The 16210-nt window shown below is 70.5% G+C and carries 11 protein-coding genes; 3 read left to right on the top strand and 8 right to left on the bottom strand.

Annotated elements, in window-relative coordinates; translation table 11 throughout:
• Positions 1-5 precede the first annotated feature (5 nt).
• The 6 genes from OG408_RS15810 to OG408_RS15835 form a co-directional block, all read right to left on the bottom strand.
• Entirely contained in the window at positions 6-2417 is a 2412-nt protein-coding gene (locus OG408_RS15810; protein WP_326670422.1) for a glycoside hydrolase family 2 protein, read from the bottom strand.
• Entirely contained in the window at positions 2414-3322 is a 909-nt protein-coding gene (locus OG408_RS15815; RefSeq protein ID WP_326670424.1) for an ATP-binding cassette domain-containing protein, read from the bottom strand. Before OG408_RS15815 ends, OG408_RS15810 begins: the two co-directional genes overlap by 4 nt.
• A complete protein-coding gene (locus OG408_RS15820) occupies positions 3307-4248 on the bottom strand; it encodes an ABC transporter ATP-binding protein (RefSeq protein WP_326670426.1) in 942 nt (313 codons plus the stop codon). The genes OG408_RS15815 and OG408_RS15820 overlap by 16 nt, the downstream gene beginning before the upstream one ends.
• Before the next feature lie 39 nt (positions 4249-4287).
• Positions 4288-5199, bottom strand: coding sequence for an ABC transporter permease (locus OG408_RS15825; RefSeq protein ID WP_266779696.1), 912 nt, complete (start codon positions 5197-5199; stop codon positions 4288-4290).
• Complete coding sequence (locus OG408_RS15830) at positions 5196-6191, bottom strand: ABC transporter permease (protein ID WP_266779698.1); 996 nt, start codon at positions 6189-6191, stop codon at positions 5196-5198. Before OG408_RS15830 ends, OG408_RS15825 begins: the two co-directional genes overlap by 4 nt.
• 117 nt (positions 6192-6308) lie before the next feature.
• On the bottom strand, positions 6309-8039 hold the full coding sequence (locus OG408_RS15835; protein WP_285564945.1) for an ABC transporter substrate-binding protein: 1731 nt from the start codon (positions 8037-8039) through the stop codon (positions 6309-6311).
• 221 nt (positions 8040-8260) lie between these two features.
• On the opposite strand from OG408_RS15835, the gene OG408_RS15840 reads away from it, so the two are divergent.
• From OG408_RS15840 to OG408_RS15850, 3 genes are all read left to right on the top strand, one after another.
• Positions 8261-9280: a LacI family DNA-binding transcriptional regulator gene (locus OG408_RS15840; protein ID WP_266779702.1), complete on the top strand. Its 1020-nt coding sequence runs from the start codon at positions 8261-8263 to the stop codon at positions 9278-9280.
• Between the two features lie 230 nt (positions 9281-9510).
• Positions 9511-10281, top strand: coding sequence for an ABC transporter ATP-binding protein (locus OG408_RS15845; RefSeq protein WP_266779704.1), 771 nt, complete (start codon positions 9511-9513; stop codon positions 10279-10281).
• A gap of 56 nt (positions 10282-10337) precedes the next feature.
• Positions 10338-12866: an ABC transporter permease gene (locus OG408_RS15850; protein ID WP_326670430.1), complete on the top strand. Its 2529-nt coding sequence runs from the start codon at positions 10338-10340 to the stop codon at positions 12864-12866.
• Positions 12867-12941: 75 nt separating this feature from the next.
• Here OG408_RS15850 and OG408_RS15855 read toward each other — a convergent pair whose 3' ends face one another.
• Positions 12942-14246 carry a cyclopropane-fatty-acyl-phospholipid synthase family protein gene (locus tag OG408_RS15855; protein ID WP_326670431.1) on the bottom strand — a complete coding sequence of 435 codons (1305 nt, stop codon included), beginning with the start codon at positions 14244-14246 and terminating at the stop codon, positions 12942-12944.
• Positions 14247-14563: 317 nt separating this feature from the next.
• A complete protein-coding gene (locus tag OG408_RS15860) occupies positions 14564-15949 on the bottom strand; it encodes an NAD(P)/FAD-dependent oxidoreductase (protein WP_219572832.1) in 1386 nt (461 codons plus the stop codon).
• Positions 15950-16210 lie beyond the last annotated feature (261 nt).

A 16210-nucleotide genomic window follows, 5' to 3' on the forward strand; every position in this document is an offset into this window, starting at 1 on the left:
CGCAACTACCGCGTCGCGACGCCGTCGTTGACGCACCGCAGCACCGGCCGGGAGCCCAGCGCGTCCGGGTCCGGGAGCACCGCCCCTGTGATCATGAACACGGCGCTCTCGCCGGGCAGCAGCGTGACGAGCATCTCGTCCGCCACGGCCGCCGGGTCCAGCCGGTCGGGGAAGAGCGCGAGGTCCCGCAGCAGCGTGCGGGCGGTCACCTCGACGCGGTATCCGGGCGCCTCGCCCTCGCTCTCCGTCACCGTGACGTCGTAGCGGGCCGGCGGCAGCGCGAGACGGGTGTCCTCCTCGTAGAACTCCACCGCCCTGGTGTCGCCGAGGCGCGCGACCAGGACCTCACGGGTGGGGTCGGCCGGTTCGGCCACCGACCGCGGCAGCGGGACCCGGGTGACCGAGCGCGCGGCCGTGCTCACCGCCACCTCCTCCTCGGCCAGCACCGCCCCGTCCAGGCCGTACCGGGTCAGCCGCAACGTGCCGGCCCAGGGTGCGGGGGCGTCGTTGACGAGGTGCGCGGACCCGTCGCGCACGGCGATCAGACGGTCGGCGTACACGGCCCGCAGGGCGTACCAGAGGGGTTTGCGGCGGCCGTCGCCGTCGACGGCCGCCCAGGAGACGACCGGCCAGCAGTCGTTGAGCTGCCACACGATCGTGCCCATGCAGTACGGGGTGTGGGAGCGGAAGTGGCGGATGCCGAAGGCGACGGCCCGGGCCTGGTTGAGCTGGGTGAGCCAGTGCCAGTCGTCGAAGTCCGCGCCCGGCAGCGGCAGGTGGTCGCCCAGGCCGCGGAGCAGTTTCGCGTTGCCGTCCTCGGCCTTCTGGTGGTGGGCCAGGAGCGGGGCGTCGGGGGTGAGCGGGCCGCTGACGGCGCGGCGCAGGGTGGCGTACGCGGGCGGGCCCTGGAAGCCGAACTCGGCGACGAAGCGCGGCACCCGGTCCGCGTAGGCGCGGTAGTCGGCCCGGTTCCACACGTCCCAGATGTGGATGGTGCCGTGGGCCGGGTCCTGCGGGTGGATGTCCTCGGTGCCGGAGTAGGGCGAGCCGGGCCAGTAGGGGCGGGTGGGGTCCGTCTCCGCGACGACGGCGGGGAGCAGCTCGTGGTAGTAGCCGTGGCCCCAGGTGCGGTCGCCCAGCTCCTTCTGCCAGCCCCAGTCGGCGTGGCCCTCCAGGTTCTCGTTGTTGCCGCACCACAGGACGAGGGAGGGGTGCGGGGCGAGGCGGGTGACGTTCTCCCGGGCCTCGGCCGCGACCTCGTCCCACAGCGGCTGCTCCTCCGGGTAGGCGGCACAGGCGAAGGGGAAGTCCTGCCAGACCAGCAGTCCCTTCTCGTCGCACAGTTCGTAGAAGTCGTCGCTCTCGTAGAGGCCGCCGCCCCAGACCCTGATCAGGTTCACTCCGGCCGCGACCGCCTGGTCCAGGCGGTCGGAGATCCGCTGCCGGGTGAGGCGGGCGGGGAAGCAGTCCTCGGGGATCCAGTTCACGCCCCGTACGAAGACGGGTTCGCCGTTCACCGAGATGCGGAACGCCTCGCGTTCCAGGGTGACGGCGCGGAATCCGGTCCTGAGCCTGCGGACGTCGTCGCCCACCCGGACCGTCACGTCGTACAGCGGCTGTTCGCCGTGGCTGTGCGGCCACCAGGGCTCGGCGTCGGGGACGGAGAGGGTGACCGAGACGCGGTGCTCGTCCTGCGTGGCGATGAAGACGGTGCCCGCCCCGACCACCCCGACCTCGCCCGACAGCGCCTTCAGACCGTCGTGCTCGACCTCCAGCTCGGCGGTCAGGCGCGGTACGCCGTCCGCGTCCAGGTCCGGGAGCAGTCTCACGGACGCGATCCGCGGACCGCTCCACGTCTCCAGGGCCACCGGCCGCCAGATGCCGGACGTGACCAGCGTCGGCCCCCAGTCCCAGCCGAAGTTGCACGCCATCTTGCGGATGAAGGCGTACGGCTCCGCATAGGCGCCGGGCCGGTCGCCGAGCCGCTCGCGCAGCTCCTCGGCGTAGGTGTACGGGGCGGTGAAGCGTACGGCGAGGGTGTTGGTGCCCTCGACGAGGAGCGGGCGGACGGGGAAGCGGTGGCTGCGGTGCTGGTTGGCGGTCCGGCCCACCTCGGTGCCGTTGAGCAGGACGGTGGCGACGGTGTCGAGGCCGTCGAAGCACAGGGCGGCGTGGTCGTGCCCGTCCGGAGTCCAGTCGAACGTGGTGCGGTACGTCCAGTCGGTGCGGCCGATCCAGGTCAGCCGGTTCTCGTTGTCGTCCAGGTACGGGTCGTCGATCAGGCCCGCCGCGAGGAGGTCGGTGTGGACGCAGCCGGGCACGGTGGCGGGGACGCCCCCTGGGGGGAGCCCCACGGGCACGTCACCGTCCGCGGTGAGCGTCCAGCCTTCGTGCAGGGGCAGGTGGCGAAGGGTCACGCGGGGGTCCTTCCGCAGTCGGGGAGCTGGGCGCAGGCGACGAAGTGGTCCGGTTCGGTCTCGTACAGGTCGGTGTCCGTGGGACCCGCCTCGTGGAAGGCGCAGTCACGCAGGGGCTCGGGCGGGTCCCACGGGGTGTTGAGCCGGGGCACCGCGGCCAGCAGGGTGCGGGTGTAGGGGTGCAGCGGGTTGCCGAACACCTTCTGGGTGTCGCCCCGTTCGACGACTCTGCCGCGGCGCAGCACCACGGTCTTCTCGGCGAGGTAGGTGCCGAGCGCCAGGTCGTGGGTGATGTAGAGGACGCCGAGGCCGCGTTCCTTGAGGCCGGCCAGGAGGTTGAGGACGTCGATGCGGGTGGAGGCGTCGAGCATGCTGGTGATCTCGTCGGCGACCAGGAAGCTCAGGTCGAGCAGGAGGGCGCGGGCGATGAGGAGGCGTTGCAGCTGGCCGCCGCTGAGCTGGTGCGGGTAGCGGCCGAGCACCTGGCCGGGGTCAAGGCGCACGTCCCGTACCGCCTTCTCGACGCGGTCGGCCCACTCCCTGCCGGGTACGCCCGGGTGGTAGGCGCGGCGGATCAGGTCGAAGACGCGGTCGGCCCGGAAGACCGGGTTGTAGCAGGAGAAGGGGTCCTGGAAGACGCCCTGGACGCGGCGGTAGAAGTCCTTTCCGGGGCGGACCGGCCGGCCGTCCAGGGTGAGGCTGCCGGCGCTGACCCCGGTGAGGCCGAGGATCATCCGGCCGATGGTGGACTTCCCGCTGCCGCTCTCGCCGATGAGGGAGACGACCTCGCCGGGTGCGGCGGTGAAGGACACCCGGTCGACGGCGGTGACGGATCCGCCGCCGAAGGCTCCGGCGCGGTAGGTCTTGGTGACGTGGTCGAGGGTCAGCATCAGGCCTTCCAGCATGCGACGGAGTGACGGGGGGCGATCTCCACGACCGGGGGCTCATCGGCGCACCGCTCGTCCGCGATCGGGCAGCGGTCGCGGAAGCGGCAGCCGGCCGGCGGGTCCAGGAGCGAGGGCGGGGCGCCCGCGATGCCCTTGAGCGGCTTGTCGGCGTACCGCGCGCCGACCTCGGGGAGCGAGCCGAGCAGGAGCTTGGTGTACGGGTGGCGGGGCGCGGTCGTCAGGACCTTCGTGGGCGCTTTCTCGGCGAGCCTGCCCGCGTACATCACCATGATCGAGTCGGCGATGTGCGAGGTGAGGCCGAGGTCGTGCGTCACGAAGATCATGCTGGTGACCAGGCCCTTGTCGCGCAGCCCGGTGAGCGCGCCGACGACGGCTCGCTGGGTGGAGACGTCGAGGGCGGAGGTGACCTCGTCGGCGATGAGGACGGACGGGTCGAGGAGGGTGGAGATCACCATGACGGTGCGCTGCTTCATGCCGCCGGACAGCTCGATCGGGTAGCGGTTCAGGACGTCGTGGTCCAGGCCCACCAGGTCGAGCCTGCGGTGCAGTTCGGCGGTGTCCACGCCGGCGCCGCGCGAGGCGAGCAGTTCGCGGATCATGCGTCCGATGCGCCGGGTCGGGTTGAGTGCGCTCATGGAGTACTGCGGGACGAGCGATATCCGGTGGAAGCGGAAGGCGTTCATCGCACGGTCGTCGGCGACCGGCACGTCGTCGCCGTCGAGGGTGACGGTGCCGCCCGCGTGCCGCATCCGGCCGTCGAGGCGGATCAGCGACTTGCCGAGCGTCGTCTTGCCGCAGCCGGACTCGCCGGCCAGGCCCAGGATCTCCCCGTCGGCCAGGTCGAAGGAGACGCCGTCCAGGGCCCGGACCTCGCCGCGCAGGGTGCGGTAGTGGACCCGTAGGTCGGTCACGGTCAGGGTCATGTGCGCGGGCCTCCGGGAAGAGCGGTCGGGGTCATGTGCTCAGGCCTCCCGGAGTTTCGGGTTGAAGACCTCGTCGAGGCCGACGTTGGCGACGTACAGCGCGCCGACGATCGCGGTGATCCCGGCGCCCGGCGGGACGAACCACCACCACATGCCGAGTTGGAGCGCGCTCCACTGCTGGGCGCTCTGCAGCATCATCCCGAGCGAGACGCCCTCGGTGGGGCCGAGCCCGATGAAGTCGAGCGAGGAGGCGATCAGGACGGAGCCGCCGAAGAGCAGGATGAACATCATGAAGAGGTACGAGCTCATGTTGGGCGCGATCTCGCGGAAGACGATCCGCCAGGTGCCGCTGCCGCTGAGCCGGGCCAGGTCCACGAACTCCCGGGTGCGCAGCGAGAAGGTCTGGGCCCGGATGGCGCGCGCCGCCCAGGGCCAGGAGGTGAGCCCGATGAACAGGCCCTGCACGGGTACCGAGCGGACGCCGAGGTAGGCGTTGATGATCAGCAGGACGGCCAGGGCGGGCAGCACCAGGACCACGTTGGTGAGCATGTTGAGGATCTCGTCGACGACACCGCCGCGGTAGCCGGCCAGGAAGCCGACGAGCATGGCGATGACGGCGGCGATGGCCCCGCCGACGACGCCGACCAGGAAGGTGGCGCGCAGCCCGTGCACGAACTGGGCGTACACGTCCTGCCCGAAGGTGGTGGTGCCCATCCAGTAGGTGCCGTCGGGCGCCGCGGCCTGCGGGCCCACGTATTCGTTCGGGTCGGCGTTGTCGAGCAGCGGCGGTCCCGCGATGCCGACGAGCAGGAGCAGCACGACGACGGTGAACCCGATGATGAGCTTCGGGTTGCGCACGGCGTAGTGGAGGGTCTCCCGGCCGGGGCGGGCGGCGGCGGCCGGTGCCGTCGTGTCGGTGGGGGCGGTGGCCGGTTCGGGCACGGTGCTCATGACTGGCCTCCTGCCATGCCGGTACGGGTCCGGGGGTCGACGACGACGTACACGATGTCGATGAGGAAGTTGGCGATGAGTACGCCGATGACGATGAACAGGAACGCGCCCTGGAGCAGGAAGAAGTCCTGGTTCTGGATCGCGGCCAGGATCAGCGAGCCGAGCCCGGGGTAGGCGAAGACGATCTCGGTGACGAGGGCTCCGGCCACCAGGACTCCGAGTTGCAGGGCGAGTCCGGTGATCTGGGGCAGGACGGCGTTGCGGAAGGCGTAGCGGCGGATGAGCCGCTGCGGTGCGCCGAGGGCCGACAGGTAGGAGGAGTAGTCGGACTCCAGCTCGTAGATGATCATGTTGCGCATGCCGATGGCCCAGCCGCCGAGTGCGACCAGGAACAGCGAGAGGAACGGCAGCACCCAGTGCTGGAGCAGGTCCACGGCGAAGTCCACGGACCAGTTCGGCTGGATGTCGAGGCTGTAGCCGCCGGAGATCGGGAACCAGCCCGCCTTGGAGCCGAGCGCCCAGGCGAGGATGACGGCGATCCACATGTACGGCATCGCGGTGAGCAGGTAGCCGGCGGGCAGCACGGTGTTGTCGAGCACCTTGCGGCGGGCGGCCAGCGCCCCGGCCCAGTTGCCGACGAACCAGCTGAGCAGGACCGCCGGGATCATCAGTCCCAGGGTGTAGGGGAGCGCGTCGAGCAGGACGTCGGCGACGGGCTTCGGGAACACCCAGATGGACAGCCCGAAGTCGCCCTGGAGCAGGGCGCCCCAGAAGTGCAGGTACTGCTGCCAGACGGGTTCGTCGAAGCCGAAGAGGTTGTTGTAGTAGGCGCGCATCGCGTCGACGGCCTCGGGCTGCGAGACGCGGGCCCGGGCCACCATCGCGGCGACCGGGTCGCCGGGCATGAAGCGTGGGATCATCCAGTTCACGGTGACGGCGACGACGAAGGTCAGTGCGTAGATCAGAAGTTTGCGGGCGAAGTAGCGGCGCAAGGGAGCTCCCCGGAGAGAGCCCCGCCGTGCGGGCAGCGGTCAGGGCGCCACGCACGGCGGGGCGGTCATGGAAGGAGAGGGGCCGGCGCGGGGCCGGTCCTTCTCAGAACGGCCGTGTCACTTGGCGGGCTTGAGCTGGGTGAGGGCCTCGAAGCCGCCCATCTCCAGCCAGTTGCGCCACAGCGCGGGGGCGTACTTGGGCGCGCCCGCGGCGTCCGACGGCCAGTTCGTCCAGCTCCCGGTGGTGGACTGGGCCCACAGGCCGTTGTACCAGAGGGGGATGACGGGCATCTCCTTGAGCTGGATCTCCTGGATCCTCGAAATGACCTTCTTCATGCCCTCGGTGTCGTCCGTCCTGACCCCGCCGAGCTCCTGGACGAGTTTCCAGGCCTCCTTGTTCTCGTAGCGGCCGAAGTTGACCGTGTTCTGCTGCTTCTGGACCGGCAGCTGGAACATGTACTCGTAGTACGTCCACGGGGTGTTGGACAGCTGGCGTTCGTTGTTGACGACGAGGTCGAAGTTGCCCTTGCCGCGCTGCTCGTTGAGGGCGTTCGCGTCGGGGAACTCGGTGGTGATGCCGATGCCCGCGGCCTTGGCGGACGAGGCGATGACCTTGGCGGCCTCCATCCAGTCGGTCCAGCCGGTGGGCACGGCCAGCTTCAGGCTGATCTTCGAGCCGTCCTTGTTCTCCACCAGTCCGTCGCCGTCGGTGTCCTTGTACCCGGCGTCGGCGAGGGTCTGCTTGGCCTTCGCGGTGTCGAAGGCGAAGCCCTCACGGGCCACCAGGTCCTGATCGACGAACTGGTTCCACTGCGGGAGCAGACCGGTCGGGTCGGCGGGCTTGACCAGCTCCCCGTACACCCCCTTGACGATCTTCCCGACGTCGACGGAGTCGGCGAGCGCCCTGCGGAACGCCGCGTCGTTCATCGGCTTCCTCGTGGTGTTGGGCACCAGCCAGGCGGTGTTGGCGGAGAGCATGTAGGGCGGCTTGTCGTAGTACGAGACGACCTTCTTGCTCTTGATCAGCGAGGAGGCGCCGGGCAGGAAGTTGTTGCTGAGGTCCAGCTGGCCCTGGCCCAGCTGGCCGATGACGACCTCGTTGCTGGGGTTGGACACGTCGACGATGTAGCGCGGTGCGGGCTTCATGGAGAGCGCCTTGACGCCCCACCAGTCGTCGCGGCGCTGCCAGACGACCCGGTCCTGGGTGTGGCTCTTGAGCGTGTACGCGCCGGAGCCGACCGGCTTGTCGTTGACGCCGTCGAGGATCTCCTTCTCGGAGCGCTTGCTCCAGATGTGCTCGGGGACGACCGGCTGCCCGTAGAGGGTGTAGTCCCACTCCTGGTAGCGGGCCTGCTCGAAGGTGAAGCGGACGGTGGTGGCGTCCACCGCCTTCGCGTCCGAGAGCCAGCTCCACAGGGTGTGGAAGGACGAGGCCTCGATCTTGCCGAGCCCGTAGGAGTACGCGACGTCCTTCGCGGTCAGCGGCTTGCCGTCGGACCAGGTGATGCCCGGACGGAGCTTCAGCTCGTACGTCTTGTCGCCGGTCCAGCTGCCCGACTCCGCCAGCCAGGGCGTCAGCTTGCCCTCGTTGGGGTCGAAGTGGAACAGCGTCTCGTAGACCAGCCCCTTGGTGCCGGTGGCGTGGTCCCAGTTGTGCAGCGGGTTGTAGTTCGCCGGCGGTCCCCACTGCGTGCCGGTGGTGTAGAGCGTCTCGTTGCGCGGGAGCGCGCCGCCGCCCTTCCCGCCCGGACCGCCTGCCGAGGAGCCGCCCCCCGTGCACGCGGTGGCGGCGAGTGCGATCACGGCGAGCGTGGCCGCGATCCGTCGTCCCCGGAATCCCGTGCCCATCGTCCCTCCTTCTCCCCGCCGTCCCTGCCGAGCGGAGTTACTGAACCGGGTAAGTGCCGTGAAGTTAAGGCCGCCGGGAAACCGTGTCAAGGGTGCGGGAGCGCTCCCATTCCGTTACTTTCCAACGGAGTTGAGCGATCATGCTTCTTCGGGAGGGGCCGCGTACGAGGGACGTGTCGGCTAGGATTCCCGTGCAACAGGAACCGGTTAAGCGAGGTCACATGCCCAGACACCGCCCCACGATCGCGGACATCGCACGCCGCGCCGGGGTCTCCAAGGTCGCGGTGTCCTACGCGCTGAACGACCGGCCGGGCGTCTCCCCCGCGACCCGCGCCGCCATCAAGGCCATCGCCGAGGAGATCGGCTGGCGGCCCAACAGCGCGGCCCGCGCCCTGACCCGCGCCCGGGCCGACGCGGTCGGCCTCGCCCTGTGCCGGCCCGCCCGGCTGCTCGGCATGGAGCCGTTCTTCATGGAGCTGATCAGCGGCATCGAGAGCGAACTCTCGCCCCGCGGCTGCGCCCTGCTCCTCCAGGTCGTCACCGATCCGGCGCAGGAGCTGGAGGTCTACCGCCGCTGGTGGGGCGAGGGCCGGGTGGACGGCGTGTTCCTCGCCGATCTGCGCGTCCCCGACCCGCGGATCGAGGGCGTCGCCGAACTGGGCCTGCCCGCCGTGGTGATCGGCCACCCCTCGGCGGCCGGCCCGCTGCCCGCCGTGTGGTCCGACGACCACGCGGCGGTCCGCGACACCCTCACGTATCTGGCCGCGCTGGGCCACCGGTCGGTCGCCCGGGTCGCGGGCCTGCCCGGCCTCAACCACACCGAGCTGCGCGACCGGGCCCAGCGCGAGATCTGCGCCGGACTCGGCCTCGGCGAACCGGTCATCGTCCACACCGACTACTCCGGCGAGGACGGGGCGCACGCAACCCGGCGGCTGATCAGCTCCCCCGAGCGGCCCACCGCCGTCATCTACGACAACGACATCATGGCCGTCGCCGGACTCTCGGTCGCCCAGGAGATGGGACTCGACGTGCCGGGCGACCTCTCCCTGATCGCCTGGGACGACTCCCAGCTCTCCCGGGTGGTCCGGCCGCCGCTGACCGCGCTGAGCCGCGACATCCCGGCGTACGGGAGCCACGCCGCCCGCACCCTGCTGTCCCTGATCACCGACGGTACGGCGACGGGCTTCGAGGACGCGGCGGCCCGGCTGGTCCCGCGCGGGTCGACGGCCCCGCCGCGGTAGCGGACCGGGGCCTTCGGGTCCACCCCGCTCAGGGTCCATGTCATACCGCAGGAGGACGCCGGGGCCCCCGCGGTGCGACTCAAGAGGGCCCCGGGAACGGGCACCGGGAGTGACGACCGGCGGCGGAACGGCGGAGACGATGGAGCAGTGCCCATCCCCCGGCCGCCGCCCCGGCGGGGCCGGCGGGGAACGGGCCCCCGTCCCGCACCAACCCGACCCTGGAGTCTCCCGTGACCACCATGTCCACCGCTCACCGCGCCACCGCGGTGGCCGCCCGCGCCACGGAACTCTCCAAGGTCTACGGGGAGGGCGAGACCAAGGTGACCGCCCTGGACCGGGTCACCGTCGACTTCCCGCAGGGCGAGTTCACCGCGATCATGGGCCCGTCGGGATCCGGCAAGTCCACGCTGATGCACTGCGTGGCCGGCCTCGACAGCTTCAGCGCCGGCTCGGTGCGCATCGGCGAGACGGAGCTGGGGTCCCTCAAGGACAAGCAGCTCACCCAGCTGCGCCGGGACAAGATCGGCTTCATCTTCCAGGCGTTCAACCTGCTGCCGACCCTGTCGGCACTGGAGAACATCACGCTGCCGATGGACATCGCGGGCCGCAAGCCCGACCAGGACTGGCTGCGCAAGGTCATCGACATGGTGGGCCTCGCCGACCGGCTGAAGCACCGCCCCACCGAGCTCTCCGGCGGCCAGCAGCAGCGCGTCGCCGTCGCCCGCGCCCTGGCCTCGCAGCCCGAGATCATCTTCGGTGACGAGCCGACCGGAAACCTGGACTCCCGCTCCGGCGCCGAGGTCCTCGGCTTCCTCCGCAACTCGGTGCGCGAGCTGGGCCAGACCGTGGTGATGGTGACCCACGACCCGGCCGCCGCCTCCTACGCGGACCGGGTGATCTTCCTCGCGGACGGGGCGATCGTGGACCAGATGATGCACCCCACCGCGGACGGGGTGCTGGACCGGATGAAGGCGTTCGACGCGAAGGGCCGCACCAGCTGAGCCCCGGCTCCTCCCGCGCCCCCCCTTCCGGACCCCCTCCCCCAGGACTGACAGACATGTTCCGTACCGCCCTGCGCAATGTGCTCTCGCACAAGGCCAGGCTGCTGATGACCGTCCTCGCCGTGATGCTCGGCGTGGCCTTCGTCTCCGGCACCCTGGTCTTCACCGACACCCTCGGCAACGCCTTCCGCAACCAGTCGGCGAAGAACTACGACGACGTCGCCGTCGCCGTCACCACACACGCCGACCAGCGCGACCCGAAGTCGCACGGCATCGACGCCGCCACCCTGAAGAAGATCCGGGCGCTGGACGGCGTCGGCACCGCCACCGGCCGGGTCGACGGCTTCGCCGGGGTCGCCGACCCCGACGGCAAGCTGATCGGCAACGGCTGGTCCAACACCGGCGCCAACTTCGCCCCCGGCAAGGACGGCAAGGACCCCCAGTACGCCTTCACCGACGGCACCGGGCCCACCGCGGCCGGCACCATCGCCCTGGACGAGGACACCGCGAAGAAGGGTGAGTACGAGGTCGGCGACACGGTACGGGTCGCCACCAACGGGCCGGTGAAGGAGTACACCCTGTCCGGGGTCTTCACCACCGAGGACGGTGCGGTCAACGCGGGCGGCAGCCTGGTCCTCTTCGACACCCCCGTCGCCCAGCAGCTCTTCCTGCGCCCCGGCGAGTTCAAGGACGCCTCCGTCACCGCCGCGTCCGGCGCCTCCGACCAGCAGCTGCTGACCGCGGTGAAGCCGCTGCTCCCCGAGGACGCCGAGGCCAGGACCGGCAAGGCACTCGCCGACGAGCAGGCCGAGCAGATCGAGTCCGGACTCGGCAGCCTCAACAAGCTGCTGCTCGCCTTCGCCGGCATCGCCCTGTTCGTCGGCATCTTCCTGATCGCCAACACCTTCACCATGCTGGTCGCCCAGCGCACCAAGGAACTGGCGCTGCTGCGCGCCGTCGGCGCCTCGCGCCGCCAGGTCAAGCGCTCGGTCCTGCTCGAAGCGGCCGTCGTCGGCCTGATCGCGTCCGTCATCGGCTTCGCCCTGGGCCTCGGCCTCGCGACCGGGCTGCGTTCCGCGATGAGCCTGATCGGAGGGAAGATCCCGGCCGGACCGCTCGTGGTCGCACCGCTCACCGTCGTCGCCGCCTTCGGCGTCGGCGTCCTGATCACCGTCCTCGCCGCCTGGCTGCCCGCCCGCCGGGCCGCGAAGATCCCGCCGGTCGCGGCGATGAACAGCCTCTACGCGGTGGCCACGGTCAAGTCCCTGGTGCTGCGCAACTCCGTCGGCGCCGTCATCACCCTGCTCGGCGGGGCCGCCATCGTGTCCGGCGCGGCGCAGGCCGGTTCGGACGGCCAGCTCCTCATCGCGGGCGGCGCCTTCCTGGCGCTGATCGGCGTCATCGTCCTCATCCCGCTGCTGTCCCGCCCGGCGATCGCCCTGGTGCGCCCGATGCTGCGCAGGATGTTCGGGGTCTCCGGCAAGCTGGCCGCGCAGAACGCGGTCCGCAACCCCCGGCGCACCGGCGCGACCGCCTCCGCACTGGCGATCGGCCTCACCCTGGTCACCGGCATCTCGGTGCTCGGCGTCACCCTCGGCCAGGCGGTCGACAAGATGACGACGGACAACATCAAGGCCGACTACATGGTCTCGATGGCCAGCGGGGACGCGCTCGACGAGTCGGCGCTCACCGCCCTGGAGAAGGCCGACGGCGTGACCGCCGTCTCGCCCCAGCAGGCCGTCTGGCTGGACATCGGCAACACCTCGCTCTCGGCCTCCGGTGTCACCCCCGGCGCTGTGCAGAAGGTCCTGACCGTCGACACCGTCGCGGGTTCGATGGACGCCCTGGAGAAGGGCGAGATCGCCGTCTCGGACAAGACCGCGAAGTCGCACGGCTGGAAGACCGGGGACAGCGTCCCGGTCACGTACGACGACGACAAGAAGGGCAGCCTGAAGGTCGGCGCGCTCTACAAGGACAACGAGTTCCTGTCGCCCGTCCTGATCCCCCGCGACGTCGTGGCCCCGCACGAGGGCCGTGCGGACATCCGCGAGATCTGGGTGAAGACGGACGGTGGTGCGAGCAAGGCCAACGAGCAGGCGCTGGTGGACGCGCTGGGCGACAACCCCGGCATGAGCGTCATGGACCGCCAGGACATCCGTGACATGTTCGGCGGCTCCATCAACCTCGCGATGAACATCATGTACGGCCTGCTGGCGATGGCCCTGATCATCGCGGTGCTCGGGGTCGTCAACACCCTGGCCATGTCGGTCTTCGAGCGGCAGCAGGAGATCGGCATGCTGCGGGCGATCGGCCTGGACCGCCGCAAGGTCAAGCGGATGATCCGGCTGGAGGCCGTCGTCATCTCGCTGTTCGGCGCGGTCGTCGGCATCGGGCTCGGACTGTTCCTCGGCTGGGCGATCGGACAGACGGTGGCGTCCCAGATCCCGCAGTACGTCCTGGTCGTGCCGTGGGGCCGGATCGCGGTCTTCCTGCTGCTGGCCGGACTGGTGGGCGTACTGGCCGCGCTGTGGCCGGCCCGCAGCGCCGCGAAGCTGAACATGCTGACGGCGATCAAGACGGAGTAGTACGCCGCCACGACGGCCGAGGGCCGGTACCCGCGTCAGCGGGTACCGGCCCTCCGTCATGTCCGCGTACCGGGCTCAGCCGGTCGCGGACGCCTTCCAGTCCCGGGCACGCAGCGGCATGCCCGCGCCCCCGCCGTCCGCCGGGCGGACCACCAGGATCTGGTTCACACCGATCTTGTTGTGCTCGAAGGAGAGTGCGGAGGCGGCCATGTAGAGCCGCCAGACTCTCGCCCGGCCGGGAGAGGTCATCCGGACCGCGCTGTCCCAGTCCCGTTCCAGGTTGGCGACCCAGGTGCGCAGGGTCAGGGCGTAGTGCTCGCGGAGCGACTCGACGTCGCGGGCCTCGAAACCGGCTTCCTCCAAAGTGGCGACCGTGCGGCCCACCGGGGCGAGTTCGCCGTCCGGGAAGACGTAGGCGTCGATGAACTCGTCCACGTGGTAGGCGGACTCGTCCTTCTCCGGGCGGCGGGCGATCTGGTGGTTGAGGAGCCGCCCGCCGGGCCTGAGGAGTGCGTAGAGGTCGTCGGCGTACTCGCGGTAGCGGACGGAGCCGACGTGCTCGGCCATGCCGATCGAGGAGATGGCGTCGTACGGGCCGTCCCTGACGTCCCGGTAGTCCTGGACCCGGATCTCGATCCGGTCGGTCAGCCCTTCCTCCGCGATGCGCTTCCTGGCGAAGGCGGCCTGCTCCACGGAGAGGGTCACTCCGGTGACCCGGGCGCCGTACTCGCGGGCGGCGTGGATGGCCATGGAGCCCCAGCCGCAGCCGACGTCCAGGAGGCGGTCGCCCTCCTTCAGGGCGAGCTTGCGGCAGACCAGGTCGAGCTTGTCGCGCTGGGCGTCCTCAAGGGTCCCGCCGTCCTCCCAGTAGGCGCAGGAGTAGACCATGGACGGGCCGAGGACCAGTGCGTAGAAGTCATTGCCCACGTCGTAGTGGTGGCTGATGGCCTCCTTGTCGCGGCGCTTGGTGTGCAGGGTGCCGGTGCGGCGCCGTACCTCCTCGGGCGGCGGCGGGGGCGGCGGCCAGGGGCCGGCCAGTTGCACCAGCCCCTTGGCGGCGGCCCGCAGCTTCGGGTCGCGGACGGGGTGGACGCTGTCCTTGGCGTCGGCCCCGCGGTCCCAGATCAGCCCGGCCATCAGGTCCAGGGCCGCGTACAGATCGCCTTCGATGTCGAGCTCGCCGGCCACCCAGGCGCGGGCCAGGCCCAGTTCGCCCGGCTTCCACAGCAGGCGGCGCAGGGCACGGCGGTTCCTGATGACGAGGACGGGGGCACCGGGCGGTCCGGATTCGCTGCCGTCCCAGGCCCGGATGCGGACCGGTAGGGGTTCTCCCAGCAACTCCTGGGCGAGAGCGGTCAGCCGCGACGCGGCGTCTGCCATGGCGCACACCTCCGTGATGGTGTTTCCCGACGTGCCCGGACATGCCCACACATGTCTCGGACCACGCCCCGGCACCCTTGGCGCCAAGGCGAGGTACACCCCCCACAACAGTTTCCGGCGGCCGGGCCATCCCGCTACCGCGCAATGGAACGGCAAAATACTTGTACGGCACATGCATCCGCCGGGGGTCCGGCCCGCACCCCTTCCCGCTGACCACCGTGCCGACCTGCGCCGATACGCCGAAGGGGCCGTCCGCACCACGGATGGCGGACGGCCCCTTCGGGCGTTGTGCGACGTACCTGAAACGAATCCGGGAGCTAGGAGGCCTTGGCCTTCTCGCCCACGGGCTTGGCGGCGGCGGGGGCCGGGGCGGGCTTGGCGGCCTCGTAGAACTCCTCGCGGGGAGTCTCCATGGCGCCGAGCGAGACGACCTCGCGCTTGAGGAACATCGCCAGGGTCCAGTCGGCGAAGATCCGGATCTTGCGGTTCCAGGTCGGCATCGCCATGCCGTGGTAGCCACGGTGCATGTACCAGGCGAGACGGCCCTTGAGCTTGATCTTCACCTTGCCCATGACGATCATCGCGACGCCCTTGTGCAGGCCGAGACCGGCGACCGCACCCTTGTTGGCGTGGCTGTAGTCGCCCTGCGGGAAGCCGCGCATCCCGGAGATGACGTTGTCACCGAGGACCTTGGCCTGACGCAGCGCGTGCTGGGCGTTCGGCGGGCACCAGGCGTTCGGGTTGCCGGCCTTGCGGCCGACCATGTCCGGAACCTGGGCGTTGTCGCCCGCGGCCCAGATGTAGTCGGTGCCCTGCACCTGGAGCTTCTCGGTGGTGTCGACGTGACCACGCGGACCGAGCGGCAGGCCGAAGCGGGCCAGCGCCGGGTTCGGCTTCACACCGGCCGTCCACACGATGGTGTTGGAGTCGACCTCCAGACCGTTCTTCAGCACCACGTGACCGTCGACGCAGGAGTCCATGGAGGTCGAGAGGAAGACCTCGACACCGCGGGACTCCAGGTGCTCCCGGCCCCAGGTGCCCAGCTTCGGGCCGACCTCGGGAAGGATCTTGTCGGCGGCGTCGACGAGGATGAAGCGCATGTCCTCGCGCTTCACGTTCGTGTAGTACTTCGCCGCGTCGCGGGCCATGTCCTCGACCTCGCCGATGGTCTCCGCGCCGGCGAAGCCGCCGCCCACGAAGACGAACGTCAGCGCCCTGCGGCGGACGTCCTCGTCGGTCGTGGAGTCGGCCTTGTCCAGCTGCTCCAGGACGTGGTTGCGCAGACCGATGGCCTCCTCGATGCCCTTCATGCCGATGCCCTGCTCGGCAAGGCCGGGGATCGGGAAGGTACGGGAGACGGCGCCCATCGCGATGACCAGGTAGTCGAAGGGCAGCTCGTAGGCCTCGCCGACGAGCGGCGCAACCGTGGCGACCTTGCGGTCCTGGTCGATGGTCGTGACTCGGCCGGTGAGGACCTCAGCCTTGGGCAGCACGCGTCGCAGCGGGACGACGACATGCCGAGGCGAGATGCTGCCGGCAGCAGCTTCGGGGAGGAAGGGCTGGTACGTCATGTACGACCGGGGGTCGACGACCGTGACGGTCGCCTCTCCATAGCGCATCTTCTTCAGGATGCGCCGAGCTGCGTACAGGCCTACGTACCCACCGCCTACTACGAGGATCCTGGGACGCTCCGTGGTGCTCATGCCATCGAGTATCCACCCCCCTCGGGGGGCACGCTCGTGAGCCCCTTCACAAGGTATGGCCCACCCTCTGCTACACTTCGCCGCCCACGTGACCCAGGTCATGACCCAGCAGGGGAACCACGACACCCCGGCGAACGTTGTTCACCGCTTGTGAGCTGGCCCTTGAGCCGCCGGGCACGGTGGACCACCACGCGGATTCACATACCCGCAACGCGCCCGGAACCCTCCCGCATCCGGGGCGCGGGACCCCGCACACCCTCC

The sequence above is a fragment of the Streptomyces sp. NBC_01257 genome (assembly GCF_035917255.1).
Classification (GTDB): domain Bacteria; phylum Actinomycetota; class Actinomycetes; order Streptomycetales; family Streptomycetaceae; genus Streptomyces.